Origin of the sequence: Pantoea rodasii (assembly GCF_002095465.1) — a bacterium.
GTDB classification, from domain to species: Bacteria; Pseudomonadota; Gammaproteobacteria; order Enterobacterales; family Enterobacteriaceae; genus Pantoea; species Pantoea rodasii.
Genome location: NZ_MLFP01000009.1, coordinates 1 through 13022, shown reverse-complemented (window position 1 = coordinate 13022; position 13022 = coordinate 1). Strand labels below are relative to the sequence as shown.

The following is a 13022-nucleotide window of genomic DNA, read 5'->3' as shown; positions in this document are numbered from 1 at the left end:
CATGACGCAGGTTTCCCCAAAACAGCCCGCGCTGCGTATCAGCAGTGCCGCACAGGCGCTGGACGTTGCCCAGGATCTGGCTACGCGTTTTCGCAGTGGTTCAGCCCAGCGTGACCACGCGCGCGAATTGCCGTTTGCAGAGTTGCAGCTCTATTTCCAGTCTGGGCTCGGTGGCATTACGGTGCCGCGTGCCCATGGCGGGATCGCTATCTCCTCCGCCGAGCTGGCTGAGATTTTTGTGATACTGAGTGCCGCTGACGGATCGGTGGGTCAGGTGCCGCAGAACCATTTTTATGCCTTGGAAGTGCTGCGGATTAATGGGAGCGAGGCGCAGCAGCAGCGACTGTACGCTGAAGTACTCGCCGGGGTGCATCTGGGCAATGCGTTAGCAGAGTTCAGTTCGCCCGCCGCGCATCAGCGGTCCACGGCCATCACGCAACAACTGGAGGGACTGCGCCTGACGGGCGACAAGTTTTATGCCACCGGTGCGCTGTTCGCCGACCGTATTCCCACTTTGGCGCTGGCGGATGACGGCAAGGAACAGTTGGTGTTTGTGCCGCGCCATCAAGCGGGCGTGACGGTGATTGACGACTGGAGCGGTTTTGGACAGCGCACCACCGGCAGCGGCAGCGTGCAGTTCCGAGACGTGGCGATTGCCGCAGAAGATGTGGTGCCCTTCCAGACCGCGTTTGAACGACCCACTACCGTTGGCCCCTTTGCGCAGATTATGCATGCCGCAGTGGATCAGGGGATCGCGCGTGAGGCGTTTAACGACCTGCTGAACTTTGTGCGTGAGCGTGCACGGCCGTGGCCTGACAGCGGCGTGACAAAGGCCAGCGAAGATCCGCTCACGCTGGATCGCATTGGCCGATTGGCGGCAAGGCTCAGCGCCGGGGATGCGTTGCTCGCAGTGGCTGGAGAGGCGGTAGATATCGCGCAGCGTGAAACGAGCGCGGAAAACGTTGCCCGTGCTTCAATCGAAGTGGCGAAAGCGCGTGCCTGGACCACGGAAGTGTCGCTGGAAGCCAGCAATCTGCTGTTCGAGCTGGGCGGATCGCGCGCCAGCCTGCGTGAACATCATTTCGATCGCCACTGGCGCAATGCGCGCACCCACACGTTGCACGATCCGGTGCGCTGGAAATACCCGGCGATTGGGAACTTCCTGCTTAACGATGTACTTCCACCACGCCGGGGGACGATATGAGTCAGAAACAGATTTTACTCAATGCTTTCAACATGAATTGCGTTGGGCACATTCATCACGGTATGTGGACACACCCGCAGGATCGTTCGGTGGATTTTAACTCTCTGAGCTACTGGCTGGATCTGGCGCGTCTGCTGGAACGCGGTCTGTTTGACGGCCTGTTTATTGCTGACATTCTCGGGGTTTACGATGTGTATCAGCAGGGGATTGGCCTGACGGCGAGTGAGTCGATTCAGCTACCGGTGAACGATCCGCTGATGCTGATTTCCGGTATGGCGAGTGTGACGCAGCATCTCGGTTTCGGCGTCACCGCCAACCTCAGCTATGAAGCGCCGTATCCGTTTGCCCGTCGCTTTTCCACCCTCGATCATCTTACGCAAGGGCGTATCGGCTGGAATATTGTCACCGGGTATCTCGACAGCGCCGCGCGCGCCATGGGGCAACAGCAGTTACTGGCCCACGACCGTCGTTACGATCAGGCGGATGAGTTTCTCGACGTGGCATATCAACTGTGGGAAGGCAGTTGGCAGGATGACGCGTTACGCGCCGATAAAACCCAGCGTATTTACGCCGATGCCAGCAAGATCCATGCGATTAACCATCAGGGCGAGTTCTATCAGGTGCAAGGCTATCACCTGAGTAGCCCTTCACCGCAACGCACGCCACTGCTATTCCAGGCCGGATCGTCGGCCCGAGGCGTGCAGTTTGCTGCGCGCCATGCCGAATGCTCGTTCGTTAATGCGGCCTCACCGGCCGCGATGCGTGAGCAGTCAACTCGATTGCGCCAGGCGGCGGTCGCGGCCGGGCGCCAGGCTGACGATTTGCGCATTTTCATGGGGGTCAGCGTGATTGTGGCACCCGGCGAACGTGAAGCGCAGGAAAAACACTGCAGCTACCTTGAATACGCCAGTCCAGAAGCCGGTATTGCACACTTCTCCAGTTCGATTGGCCTCGACCTTGCAGCTTTTGGCCTCGACGAACCGATTCAAAGCGGCGATACCCGCGCCATCGAATCGGTGAGCAAGGCGTTCAGTGGCTGGACAAGACGTCGCCTGCTGGAGCAGCACGCGATGGGCAGCCGTTATCCGCTGATAGTTGGCAATCCGTCGCAGGTGGCAGACGCGTTGATTGAATGGATCGACGAAGGCGGCATCGACGGCTTCAACCTGACGCGCATTCTTAATCCGCAGAGCTACCAAGATTTTATCGATCTGGTGGTGCCGGAATTACAACAGCGCGGCCGCTATAAAACCGCTTATCAGCCCGGCAGCTTGCGACAAAAACTCTTTCAACAGCAGGACCGTTTGCCTGACCGCCACCCGGCGGCACGCTGGCGGTCGGCTCATCACCTTCGATAATTTAACCTCAGGGATCTGACATGAAGATTGCACATGTACTGGCGCTCAGCGCATCCATTTTGACCTTCAGCGCCTTTGCCGCCGCTGATTACAGCGGCCCGCTCAAAGTCGGCACCACTGCTGCCTTCGCACCACCGCTGGAAACCGCCGTGGCCGAAGCGAAAAACAGGGGCTTGAAGTGCAGCTGGTGGAGTTCACCGACTGGACCGCGCCCAATGTCAGCGTTGAGAACGGTGACATTGATGTCAATCTGTTCCAGCACAAGCCTTTCCTGGAAAACGCCAATCAGCAGGGCGGTTTCCATCTGGTGCCGTATGCGCCAGCGATCATCAATAACGTTGGGTTGTATTCGAAAAAGCACACTGCCATTGACCAGATTCCCGATGGCGGTACGGTGGCGATCGCTAACGATCCTATAAACGGTGCTCGCGGTTTGTTGCTGCTGCAGAAAGCGAAATTAATCACCTTAAAACCGGGCGCGGGCCTCAAATCTACCGTGGATGATATCGCCAGCAACCCCAAACATTTGAAGATTATCGAAGTGGAAGCGGTACAGCTGTCGCGTTCGCTGGATGAAGTCGATTTGGCACAGGGTTATCCGCACTATCTGCGGTTGTCAAAACCATCGATCCGAACAATGCGCTGCTGTTTGATGGCCTCGAACATCCCGAGTATGTGATTCAGTTTGTGGTGCGCGAAGGACATCAGGACGATCCGCGCCTGAAGAAGTTTGTCGATATTTACCAGCATTCGCCGGTGGTGCGTGCCAAATTGGATGCGTTCTACGGCAAGCTGTATCAGCCGGGCTGGAGTCAGTAACCATGGCAAGCCTGACGATCCCCGGCGAGCGCGAGGCGCTGCTGACGCCCACGGCAGAAACGCACGGCAAGGTGCACGTACAGATTCGCGCACTGAGCAAACGTTATCCCGGACAGACGCAGGAGGCGCTGAAGGGCATCGATTTGCAGGTTAAGCGCGGTGAGATCTTTGGCATTATTGGCCGCAGCGGTGCGGGTAAATCCACCCTGATCCGCTGCCTCAATCGTCTGGAAAATCCCACCGAGGGACAGGTGGTGATCGATGGTGTGGATCTCGGTACCTTAAAGGATCGCCAACTGGTGGAGTGGCGTCGCCGCACCGGGATGATTTTTCAGCACTTCAATTTGCTGTCGGCTAAAACGGTAAGAGAAAACATTGAGCTGCCGTTGAAAGTGGCGGGCGTGCCCGCGCAGCAGCGGCGGCAAAAAGTGGATGAACTGTTGGCGCTGGTGGGGCTGGAAGCGCGCCAGCATGCGTGGCCGGCACAACTTTCGGGTGGGCAAAAGCAGCGGGTAGGTATTGCCCGCGCGCTGGTACATGATCCAGAGCTGTTGCTATGTGATGAAGCGACATCGGCGCTCGATCCAGAAACCACCCGTTCGATTCTGGCGCTGTTGAAGAAAATCAACCAGCAGCGCCGCATCACCATTGTGCTGATCACCCATGAAATGGATGTGGTGCACGATCTCTGCCATCAGGTAGCGGTGATCGATCAGGGGGAAATTATTGAGCGCGGTCCGGTGTGGCAGGTGTACAGCGATCCGCAACAGGAGACCACGCGTCAACTACTGAACCCGCAGTTTAGTACGCTGCCGGAGGCGCTGCAGCCCCTGCTCACCGCCACGCGTCAGCACACCGATTCGCGCTTGTTAGTGCGGCTTCGTTACAGCGGGCAGGGTGCGCAGCCGGATCTGGCGGCAATCAGTGCGCGTGCGCCGGGCGAACTGACGCTGATCTACAGTGCGGTGGAGTGGGTGGAGCGTAAGCCCACCGGACAATTACTGTTGTTGCTGGATGCGCAACACGATGCATCGCAGGCACATGACCTGCTGGCAAAACTGGCCGATCAACTGGAGGTTTCAGGTTATGTCACTGGCTATTGATCGTTTATGGACCGGCCTGCTGGATACATTGCTGATGGTCGGTGTTTCATCAATATTAGCACTGGCGATTGGCTTGCCGATGGCGGTGATTTTAGTGGTCACCGGGCGTGGCGATCTGTTCCCCAGCCCTTTGCTTAATCGTGTGCTGGGCTGGGTGGTAAACCTGTTCCGCTCAATTCCGTTTTTGATTCTGATGGTGGCGCTGATCCCGTTTACCCGCTGGATTGTCGGCACCACTTATGGCGTGTGGGCGGCTGTGGTGCCCTTGACGCTGGCGGCCACGCCGTTTTTTGCCCGCATTGCTGAAGTGAGCCTGCGTGAAGTCGATAAAGGGTTAACGGAAGCGGCACAGGCGATGGGATTTCACCGCTGGCACATTGTCTGGCATGTGCTGTTACCGGAAGCGCGTCCCGGCATTGTCAGTGGGTTTACCATTACGCTGGTGACGATGATTAACGCTTCCGCCATGGCGGGCGCCATCGGTGCCGGAGGGTTGGGCGATCTCGCCTATCGCTACGGTTATCAGCGCTTTGATATGCAGGTGATGGTGACGGTGATTGTGGTGCTGGTGGCGTTGGTCACAGTACTGCAGTTCTGTGGCGACCGGTTGTCGCGGCGGTTAAACCACCGCTGAGCCGTTGAATCTCAGCTCATCTAAGAACGAGGGACAGCATATTGCGTCGCGCTAAATATTTCCACAACGGTAGCGACGCTACAAATCATACAGACCAACATCGTCGCTGCTGCATAACTTGCCCGTGGTTCTCGCGCGGATGCGAAACGGGCACTTAGCGATGGCCGCGCTGCAAAACGTGCATGTAGTAATGATTTGCAGACCCTCGCGGTATGGGCGACCTTCAGGACGCCCACATCAGCGAATCTGTAATTCTGCCAGCGCGGTCAATAGCGCATCGACTTTCGGCAACAACTGCTTGCGGCGCGGCCAGATCAGCGTCAAAGCCAATCCATCTGGTTGCTGCTCCGGCAAGATGATCTCCAAATCTCCGCGCTTGAGCGGCTCGCGCACCAGCCAGGATGGCATCTGCGCCACGCCCAATCCGCCACACACCGCCTGCACCTGCGCATCCACGTCGCCGAGTGCCATCCGGTGCGGCATGGTGCGCCAATGCGGATGCCCATCCTCGGTGGTGAACAACCAGGGTTTAGTGCTGCCATCCACCCGTTCATACATGATGGCCTGATGTTGCAGCAGTTCGCTTTCATTACGAGGACGTCCATTGCGCGCCAGATAATCTGGCGCGGCGCAAAATACCATGCGCTCGCGTCCCATATGACGGCAGCCGAGCGATGCGGGCACATCCGGCGATCCGCCAATTCGCACCGCCACATCAATGCCCTCATCAAAAAGATCGATGAAACGGTCGGAGAAAGTAATGTTCAATTCCAGATCCGGGTGCTGCTGACAAAATGGAATCAGCAGCGGCATAACGCCCAGTCGGCCATAGGTATTGGGCACCGCCACACGCAGTCGGCCCGAAGGGATACTGCGCTGTGCCGCCAGCACCGCTTCGGCTTCGGCCAGTTCCTCCATGATGCGCAGACAGGTTTGGTAATAAGCGTTACCGGCATCAGTTAATTTCAGGCTGCGGGTTGTTCGCTCCAGCAGACGTGAACCGAGGCGCGTTTCCAGCCGGGTCACACTCTTGCTCACTGCCGATCCGGTCAGGTGCAATCGCTCTGCCGCCGCAGCAAAACTGCCGCTTTCAACGCTGGCAACAAAGGGGACGATATCTTTCAGGCGCTGGTCGTGCATGTATTCGTGAATCCAGGTTGGGAATGATGTGAATTTATGCCAGAGATAGGAATTGAATTCTCTATTAGGCTAATCATTACTGAAATCGAGGAGAATTGATATGCAAAAGCAGGCGTTGATTGTCGGTATTAGCGGCGTGATCGGACGGGCACTGGCGGAGAAATTGCAGCGTGAAGGTTGGCAGGTCACGGGGCTTTCCCGTGGGCGCGGCGCGGTGCCAGCAGGGTGCCGCAGTTTGACGGCGGATCTCACTGATGCTGACGCTGTACGTGACGCATTGTCACAAGAGAAGCCAGATGCACTGTTCTTTAGCGTCTGGTCGCGTCAGGAAAATGAAAAAGAGAATATCCGCGTGAATGGCGGCATGGTGCGCAATGTGATCGAAGCACTAGGTGAGCGCCTGAACGGTGCGCATGTGGCGCTGGTAACCGGGCTTAAACACTATCTGGGTCCATTTGAGGCGTATGGCAAAGGTGCGGTGCCGGTGACGCCATTCCGCGAGGAGCAGGGACGCCAGCCGGTCGATAATTTTTACTATGCGCAAGAAGATGAGGTGTTTGCCGGTGCCAAGCAGTATGGCTATCGCTGGAGTGTGCACCGTCCGCACACCATCATCGGTTATGCCGTAGGTAATGCCATGAATATGGGCCAGACGCTGGCGGTCTATGCCACACTGTGTCGTGAAAAGGGCTGGCCTTTTATTTTCCCTGGCTCGCCTGAGCAGTGGAACGGTATCGCGGATGTAACCGAAGCTGGTTTGCTGGCGGAGCAGTTATTGTGGGCTGCCACGGCGGATGAAGCGGCGAATCAGGATTTCAACGCGGTCAACGGCGATGTGTTCCGCTGGAACTGGCTGTGGCCGCGTCTGGCTGCTTACTTCGGCATCGAAGCCGCCGCGTTCCCGGCGCAAATGATGCCATTAGAAGGACGCATGCAGGAAGCCGCTGACGCCTGGCGCGAAATTGCGACCCGTGACCAGTTGCACGAGGCGGATATCAATAAGCTGGCTTCGTGGTGGCATACCGATGCAGACTTGGGCCGTCCAATGGAAGCGTTCACGGATATGAGCAAAAGCCGTAAAGCAGGATTTACCGGCTATCGTTCAACGCTGGATTCCTTCACCACGCTGTTCGATAAGTTGAAAGCCGAAAAAGTCATTCCGCAGTAATTTCTCGCTAATAATTTCTGAAGTGGGACCACCCTAATGCTCCTTTAGCATTAGGGTGGAAAAGCAAGCCAGGAGTGCAAACCAATAACTCCTGCCTCGTGCTGCGATGGCTGATTTTGAGCGTCCTAAACCTGCGTTAACCCACCATCAACACAGATCTCTGCTCCGGCGATATAGCTGCTCTCATCGCTGGCGAGGAATAACGCCGCATTCGCGACTTCTTCTGGTTTTGCCATTCTGCCGAGTGGGATGGCGCTGGTTAAACCTTTCCTGACATCCTCTGAAGCTGCTGCCATCATTTCAGTATCCACAGGGCCGGGTGCGACCACATTGACGCGAATACCGCGAGCGGCGAGTTCACGGGTCCAGGTGCGGGCAAAGGAGCGCAGAGCGGCTTTGCTGGCAGAGTAAACACCATAACCTTCCGTGCCAATCACATCCGCAATCGAGCCAATCAACACCACGCTTGCGCCAGGTTTGAGCAGGGGCAATGCCGCTTGCAAGGCGAATATCGGTGAGCGCACGTTAAGCCCGAAAATCTGTTCGTAATGAGATTCAGTGATCTCGTTTAATCTGGCGTACTCCGACATGCCCGCATTGATGACCAATACATCGATCTGTTCGGAAGCTTGTTTTAAGGTGTCCATGATACCGACCAGTTCGGCCGTTTGGCTGACATCAGCCTGCAATGGCTTAGCGCGGCCCGATATCTGCCGCACGGCATTCGCTAATTCTTCCTCACGCCGGGAAGTAAACCAGGTGATAGCCCCTTCACTGGCGAAACGCTGACTGATCGCCAAACCGATACCTTTTGCGCCGCCCAGTACCAAGGCAACTTTGTTTTCTAATCTGCTCATCTGCATGCTCCTATAAGAGTGGAACCCAGATGATATAAAAACTATACTTGATATCAATTACGCACTTACTCTATATCAGATATAAACGGGTATATCGCCATGACGAAAATTAATGACAAGCCTCTGATTGATATCGGTAAAACTCGACCTGTACTGGAAAATATCACCAACAAATGGTCGATATTAATTCTCACTGTACTTTGCACCCAGCCTTCCCGGTTCAATGAAATACGTCGAAGACTCGATGGGATCACTCATAAAGCGCTGGCGGATGCGCTAAAACGGTTGGAGCGCAATGGCCTGGTGAACCGTAAAGTGTTACCGACTTCGCCGGTAAGTGTGGAATACAGTATTACGCCGCTGGCGCAATCGCTGCAGCAGCCCTTTGTGGCGCTGGCACATTGGGCAATGGAGTATGGTCCTGAGATGGAACAGGCGCAGGCCGCATATGATCTTGCCCGGACTGAAGATAAGAAAATGGTGACAGAAGTTTGATTATTAAGCGTCGAATTAATGACGCTAAATATCAATCAGATGATGTGTATTGTGATCATCATAGAAATCAACTTAGCTTCACCCAGCGCAGGCCTAACACGACTGTCATCACCACAATCACGGCAATCCCCGCCAGGTGCATGACAAAATCCATGGGATGCAGATGCACAGGATGGCAGAACGCCAGCAGGGTGACGGCCATACAGGCCACGCCTAATCCGGCCATCGCAAGGCTGCGTATCGGGTGCAGGGCGCGAGTCCGTCGCAGACTGGCGATCATCAGCACCATCATCGGTGTGCTTACCACTAGCAGGAAAGTAAAACAGCGAGCGCTATCGTTATCATGAGCTTCCGTCACCGCATGCGGAATGCTGCTCAGGCTCAGGCCTAGCCACAGCAAACCCAAGGGTAACAGGGCTTTCCAGCTGATGCTGCGGCGTCCGGCGATGCTCATATTAAACGCGCTACGAACGGCCAACAGGCCGAGCACGAACGCCAACATCAACTGTATTGCTGCGCGAGTTGCGCCAGGCTGATCCCAGTCGGTCAGGGTACGCTGCACCAGCAAACTGGCCGCGATGCCACAGGGCAGCGCCAGCAGTAACCACATCAGCACGCGCCAGTGGGTTGAAAGGGGTGGTTTGACCGGCCGCATCTCGCGGCCAAGCTTCTCAATCAGTAGTTCGTGATCACTCATGGTGTGCTCCAAAGCGTCGCAGATTGCTCAGCGCGCGGTGCAGTAGCGACTTCACCGCTGCCACACTCAGATTGTTATGGGCGGCCGCTTCGGTCAGGCTCATCTCACGCAGATGAACATGCTCAACGATCTCGCGTTGCCGTGACGGCAGTTGGTTCAAATAGCCCGCCAGTTCATTCTGGTTGTCCAACGGGTGAACATCGGGCGCGACCGCTGACTGGGTGAGTGTCTCTTCGTGGACTTCCCATTGCTGATAGCGACCACGTCGACGCAGTGCATCAATGGCACGGGCCGAAATAATCGCCATCAGCCACGGCAAAAACGGATAGGCAGGATCATAGGTGTGACGCACCCGATGTACGGTAAGCAGCACATCCTGAATCACATCTTCGACTAATGCTTCTTCGGTGAGTTGTTTGCGTATTTGCCCACGAATCACCGGCACCAGTGCTTTCAGCAGTCGGGTATAGGCAAGCTGATCGCCTGCCTGCGCCTGCTGCATTAGCGCGGGCCAACTTTCACGCGCGCTATCGTCTGATTGCATAATCCGCCTTGATACGTTTACGCCTTGCTGCTGGCCGCTTGCAGTGCATTCACCACAATGCTGGGCGTCAGCACCTGCGGTAGCACTTTGGGTGGCCCGCCGTCGGCGGGGTAAACCAGATACATCGGCAATCCGCCTTGGCCAAACTCGCTCATGGCGTCATCGACGTCGGGGTTAAACTTGGTTGAATCCGCCACCATATACAGCGTACCGGTTTTGCCAACGCCTCTTTAACGGCCTGGGTCGAGAGTGAGGTTTTTCATTCACCTGGCAGGTGATGCACCACGAGGCAGTGAAATCGACAAAGATGGCTTTGCCATGCCCGCGCTGAGCGGCAACCGCTTGCGGCGTCCATTTCTCTTTGCTGAGCTGAGCGACCTGATCGCCCGCCAGCGCTGCACCCGGTTGAACCAGCTGTGGCAACGGCGCAAGCACGGCGATCACTAACACTGCCGTCACGGCAAACAACACTTTGTGTCCTTTACCCGCAAAACGACGATGCTGTGCCATCCCGTACAGCCAGCCAGCAAAGGCTACCACCACCGATGCGGCTAATAGCGCGGCCAGCGCCGCACTTCCTGCCTGCTGCGCCAATACCCACACCAGCCAGGCATAAGCACCAAACATCGGGAAAGCCAAACCGCGTTTCAGTACATCCATCCACGCTCCCGGACGGGGCAAAAACCCAGCCAGGCGCGGAAACAAGGATATCAGCGTAAAGGGTGCGGCGAAGCCGAGTGCCAAAGCAAAGAAGATCACTAATGCTACCGCCGGCGGTTGCACCAGCGCATATCCAATTGCACTCGCCATAAACGGCGCGGCACACGGTGTTGCCACTAAAATCGCCAGTACACCGGTTAATGCAGAGCGTAAAAAGGCACCACGATTGATTTCCACCGAGCCGACGCGTTGCACCGACAGGCCGACTTCAAATACGCCGAGTAAATTGAGCGCCGCCGCCAGGATAACCAGCGACAGCAGGGCGATGACCAACGGTGATTGCAACTGGAATCCCCAGCCTACAGCAGCACCGCCTGCGCGTGCTGCCAGCAGAATGCCCGCCAGCGCCATCATGGTGACGATCACACCCAATAAGAATCCCAAACCTTCACGTCGCGCGTGGGCGGCATTGTCGGTGTGGCGCAACAGGCCGAGCGCTTTCAGTGAAATCACCGGAAAAACGCAAGGCATTAAGTTAAGAATGATGCCGCCAATAAAGGCGGCCAGCATGGCGGTTAACATCGCTGGCCTCTGTGCTTAGTTAGTTTGCGGATGTGCGGCGTCGTACTGTTTCACGGCGGCGAGCGCTTTCTCAATATGCGTATCCGGGTTTCTATCAGTGTAACTCAGCAGAATGTTGCCATTCGGCGCAATCACATAAGAAGTACGATCGGAGAGGGTTTTGCCTTTCATCTGCATGGTGGTCTGATACTGCTCAGCGATCTTGGCACCCGGATCGGCAGCAACGGCAAATTTGTCACGACATTCCAGTTTAGAGAAATCACTAACCTGTTCGGTATTACCGGCGGTAACGCCAATCACCGTCGCGTGCATTTTGGTGAAGTTATCGGTAGCTTCAGCGAAATCATGGGCTTCCAGGGTACAGCCTTTGCTGAACGCAGCCGGGAAGAAATACAGTACGACAGGCCCTTTCTGCAGTGCTTTTTGCAGTGAGAAGGTCATCGGCTTACCGGCGAGGGCGGCTTGCAGTTCAAAATCAGGTGCTTTCGCGCCCACCGGTAATGCGGCGTTGGCGGTGAAGGCGGTGGCAGAGAGGCCCAGTGCGGCGGTGATGCTCAGAGTACAAACGAGGGTTTTGAACGATTTCATTATCTGCTCCTGCGATGTATGGGAGGTCCGGTTTTTGTGTCTCAATACATCAGTTCGCTGGAGGATGCGGAAAGGTTTCGGTGCCAGGCAAAAAAAGTTAAATTAACGGCGCAATGTGACTCAAGGAAAAAGAGGAAAAGAGAAATGAATCGGAATTATTTCAGTAAAATCATTTTGTTAATCGGATTATCTTGCTCGGTTACCGCATTGGCAGCGCCGGTGACAAACAGTGATGTCGCAACACTGATCAACCAACGTTTGTCCTATATGAAGGATGTGGCCGGTTACAAAGCCGCCAATCATCTTGCGATTGAAGATCTGCCGCAAGAAGAAAAAGTGCTGGCCAGTGCTGTGCAACAAGCCGAAAAGCTGGGCTTAGCAGGCGAGTCCGTGAAACCCTTCGTACAGGCTCAGATGGATGCAGCCAAAGCGATTCAATATCGCTATCGCGCAGATTGGCTCTCCTCACCTGAACAAGGTTGGCAGCCTTTGCCGCTGGATCAGGTCAGAAGCAAAATTAATGTGCTGAGCGCCAGTATTCTAAGCGGTATCCGTGCGCAGTTAGCCCAGGGAAAACCCTTCATCGATAAAGCCGCCTTTCTGCACGCGCTTGATCAAGCGAATCTGGAACAGGGTGATAAAACGCGGCTGTGGGAAGCCCTGCAGAAAATTAGTCTGAAGAAGTAGCGATTATTCATAAGAGGCGTAATAAGATTACGCCTCCCTAATATGTCGTTTACCTCTATGACTGCAATATTATCCACAATATCCCCCTCTGGGGATAAAGCATCCATTATCCTCAGGTGGGGATAAAATTCAGATGACCAACGATCCACTCCGCCACCTTTTCCTTATAACCCCAACTGAACTCCCTATGTCCTGCTCAAGAATCCCCTCTGCTATAACTGCTGCGAGTTGATAACGCGTAGGAAAAGTGGGTCATGGATATTCGTAAAATTAAGAAACTGATCGAACTGGTTGAAGAGTCTGGCATCTCCGAGCTGGAAATCTCTGAGGGCGAAGAGTCCGTTCGTATCAGCCGTTCACCGACTAATGTTGGCTACCCGATGATGCAACAGGCTTACGCTGCACCAATGATGCAGCAGCCTGGCCTGGCGACGGCGGTTGCGCCTGTTGCTGCGGCACCGGTTGAAGCGGCCAAGCCGGAAATCA

At 55.7% G+C, this 13022-nt stretch carries 13 protein-coding genes and 2 pseudogenes; 9 read left to right on the top strand and 6 right to left on the bottom strand.

Annotated elements, in window-relative coordinates; all coding sequences use genetic code 11:
- Position 1 precedes the first annotated feature (1 nt).
- The 5 genes and pseudogenes from HA45_RS13130 (at position 2) to HA45_RS13110 (ending at position 5118) form a co-directional block, all read left to right on the top strand.
- Positions 2–1204 carry an SfnB family sulfur acquisition oxidoreductase gene (locus tag HA45_RS13130; protein ID WP_100703220.1) on the top strand — a complete coding sequence of 401 codons (1203 nt, stop codon included), beginning with the start codon at positions 2–4 and terminating at the stop codon, positions 1202–1204.
- Complete coding sequence (locus HA45_RS13125; protein ID WP_100703221.1) at positions 1201–2562, top strand: LLM class flavin-dependent oxidoreductase; 1362 nt, start codon at positions 1201–1203, stop codon at positions 2560–2562. Before HA45_RS13130 ends, HA45_RS13125 begins: the two co-directional genes overlap by 4 nt.
- Positions 2563–2582: 20 nt before the next feature.
- A pseudogene (locus HA45_RS13120) lies at positions 2583–3381 on the top strand (MetQ/NlpA family ABC transporter substrate-binding protein).
- A 2-nt stretch (positions 3382–3383) separates the two neighbouring features.
- Positions 3384–4484 (top strand): methionine ABC transporter ATP-binding protein, encoded by a 1101-nt coding sequence (locus HA45_RS13115; protein WP_100703223.1) that lies wholly within the window; start codon positions 3384–3386, stop codon positions 4482–4484.
- The gene (locus HA45_RS13110; protein ID WP_100703224.1) at positions 4468–5118 is read left to right on the top strand and encodes a methionine ABC transporter permease; all 651 of its coding nucleotides are present in this window, start codon (positions 4468–4470) and stop codon (positions 5116–5118) included. The genes HA45_RS13115 and HA45_RS13110 overlap by 17 nt, the downstream gene beginning before the upstream one ends.
- 237 nt (positions 5119–5355) lie before the next feature.
- On the opposite strand, the gene HA45_RS13105 is transcribed toward HA45_RS13110, so the two are convergent.
- On the bottom strand, positions 5356–6258 hold the full coding sequence (locus tag HA45_RS13105) for a LysR family transcriptional regulator (RefSeq protein ID WP_100703225.1): 903 nt from the start codon (positions 6256–6258) through the stop codon (positions 5356–5358).
- A 100-nt stretch (positions 6259–6358) separates the two neighbouring features.
- On the opposite strand from HA45_RS13105, the gene HA45_RS13100 reads away from it, so the two are divergent.
- Complete coding sequence (locus tag HA45_RS13100) at positions 6359–7426, top strand: SDR family oxidoreductase (protein WP_100703226.1); 1068 nt, start codon at positions 6359–6361, stop codon at positions 7424–7426.
- A gap of 125 nt (positions 7427–7551) precedes the next feature.
- Here HA45_RS13100 and HA45_RS13095 read toward each other — a convergent pair whose 3' ends face one another.
- Positions 7552–8283 carry an SDR family NAD(P)-dependent oxidoreductase gene (locus HA45_RS13095; protein ID WP_100703227.1) on the bottom strand — a complete coding sequence of 244 codons (732 nt, stop codon included), beginning with the start codon at positions 8281–8283 and terminating at the stop codon, positions 7552–7554.
- Between the two features lie 99 nt (positions 8284–8382).
- Between HA45_RS13095 and HA45_RS13090 the strand changes: the two genes are divergently transcribed.
- A complete protein-coding gene (locus HA45_RS13090; RefSeq protein WP_100703228.1) occupies positions 8383–8778 on the top strand; it encodes a winged helix-turn-helix transcriptional regulator in 396 nt (131 codons plus the stop codon).
- A gap of 67 nt (positions 8779–8845) precedes the next feature.
- Here HA45_RS13090 and HA45_RS13085 read toward each other — a convergent pair whose 3' ends face one another.
- The 4 genes and pseudogenes from HA45_RS13085 to HA45_RS13070 all read right to left on the bottom strand — a co-directional run bounded on the left by HA45_RS13085 (position 8846) and on the right by HA45_RS13070 (position 11849).
- Positions 8846–9475, bottom strand: a complete 630-nt coding sequence (locus HA45_RS13085) for an NrsF family protein (protein ID WP_100703229.1) — start codon at positions 9473–9475, stop codon at positions 8846–8848.
- Positions 9468–10019 (bottom strand): sigma-70 family RNA polymerase sigma factor, encoded by a 552-nt coding sequence (locus tag HA45_RS13080; protein WP_100703230.1) that lies wholly within the window; start codon positions 10017–10019, stop codon positions 9468–9470. Before HA45_RS13080 ends, HA45_RS13085 begins: the two co-directional genes overlap by 8 nt.
- Before the next feature lie 17 nt (positions 10020–10036).
- Positions 10037–11261 (bottom strand): annotated as a pseudogene (locus HA45_RS13075) (protein-disulfide reductase DsbD family protein).
- A 15-nt stretch (positions 11262–11276) separates the two neighbouring features.
- On the bottom strand, positions 11277–11849 hold the full coding sequence (locus HA45_RS13070; protein ID WP_100703232.1) for a peroxiredoxin: 573 nt from the start codon (positions 11847–11849) through the stop codon (positions 11277–11279).
- A gap of 144 nt (positions 11850–11993) precedes the next feature.
- On the opposite strand from HA45_RS13070, the gene HA45_RS13065 reads away from it, so the two are divergent.
- A complete protein-coding gene (locus HA45_RS13065; RefSeq protein WP_100703233.1) occupies positions 11994–12536 on the top strand; it encodes a chorismate mutase in 543 nt (180 codons plus the stop codon).
- A gap of 254 nt (positions 12537–12790) precedes the next feature.
- The coding region (locus tag HA45_RS13060) for a DUF8684 domain-containing protein (protein ID WP_495524936.1) at positions 12791–13022 on the top strand (232 nt) is incomplete at its 3' end.

Coding starts and splice junctions, on each gene's coding strand:
- HA45_RS13130 (WP_100703220.1), top strand. CDS start 2: ATGACGCAGGTTTCCCCAAAACAGCCCGCGCTGCGTATCAGCAGTGCC.
- HA45_RS13125 (WP_100703221.1), top strand. CDS start 1,201: ATGAGTCAGAAACAGATTTTACTCAATGCTTTCAACATGAATTGCGTT.
- HA45_RS13115 (WP_100703223.1), top strand. CDS start 3,384: ATGGCAAGCCTGACGATCCCCGGCGAGCGCGAGGCGCTGCTGACGCCC.
- HA45_RS13110 (WP_100703224.1), top strand. CDS start 4,468: ATGTCACTGGCTATTGATCGTTTATGGACCGGCCTGCTGGATACATTG.
- HA45_RS13105 (WP_100703225.1), bottom strand. CDS start 6,258: ATGCACGACCAGCGCCTGAAAGATATCGTCCCCTTTGTTGCCAGCGTT.
- HA45_RS13100 (WP_100703226.1), top strand. CDS start 6,359: ATGCAAAAGCAGGCGTTGATTGTCGGTATTAGCGGCGTGATCGGACGG.
- HA45_RS13095 (WP_100703227.1), bottom strand. CDS start 8,283: ATGAGCAGATTAGAAAACAAAGTTGCCTTGGTACTGGGCGGCGCAAAA.
- HA45_RS13090 (WP_100703228.1), top strand. CDS start 8,383: ATGACGAAAATTAATGACAAGCCTCTGATTGATATCGGTAAAACTCGA.
- HA45_RS13085 (WP_100703229.1), bottom strand. CDS start 9,475: ATGAGTGATCACGAACTACTGATTGAGAAGCTTGGCCGCGAGATGCGG.
- HA45_RS13080 (WP_100703230.1), bottom strand. CDS start 10,019: ATGCAATCAGACGATAGCGCGCGTGAAAGTTGGCCCGCGCTAATGCAG.
- HA45_RS13070 (WP_100703232.1), bottom strand. CDS start 11,849: ATGAAATCGTTCAAAACCCTCGTTTGTACTCTGAGCATCACCGCCGCA.
- HA45_RS13065 (WP_100703233.1), top strand. CDS start 11,994: ATGAATCGGAATTATTTCAGTAAAATCATTTTGTTAATCGGATTATCT.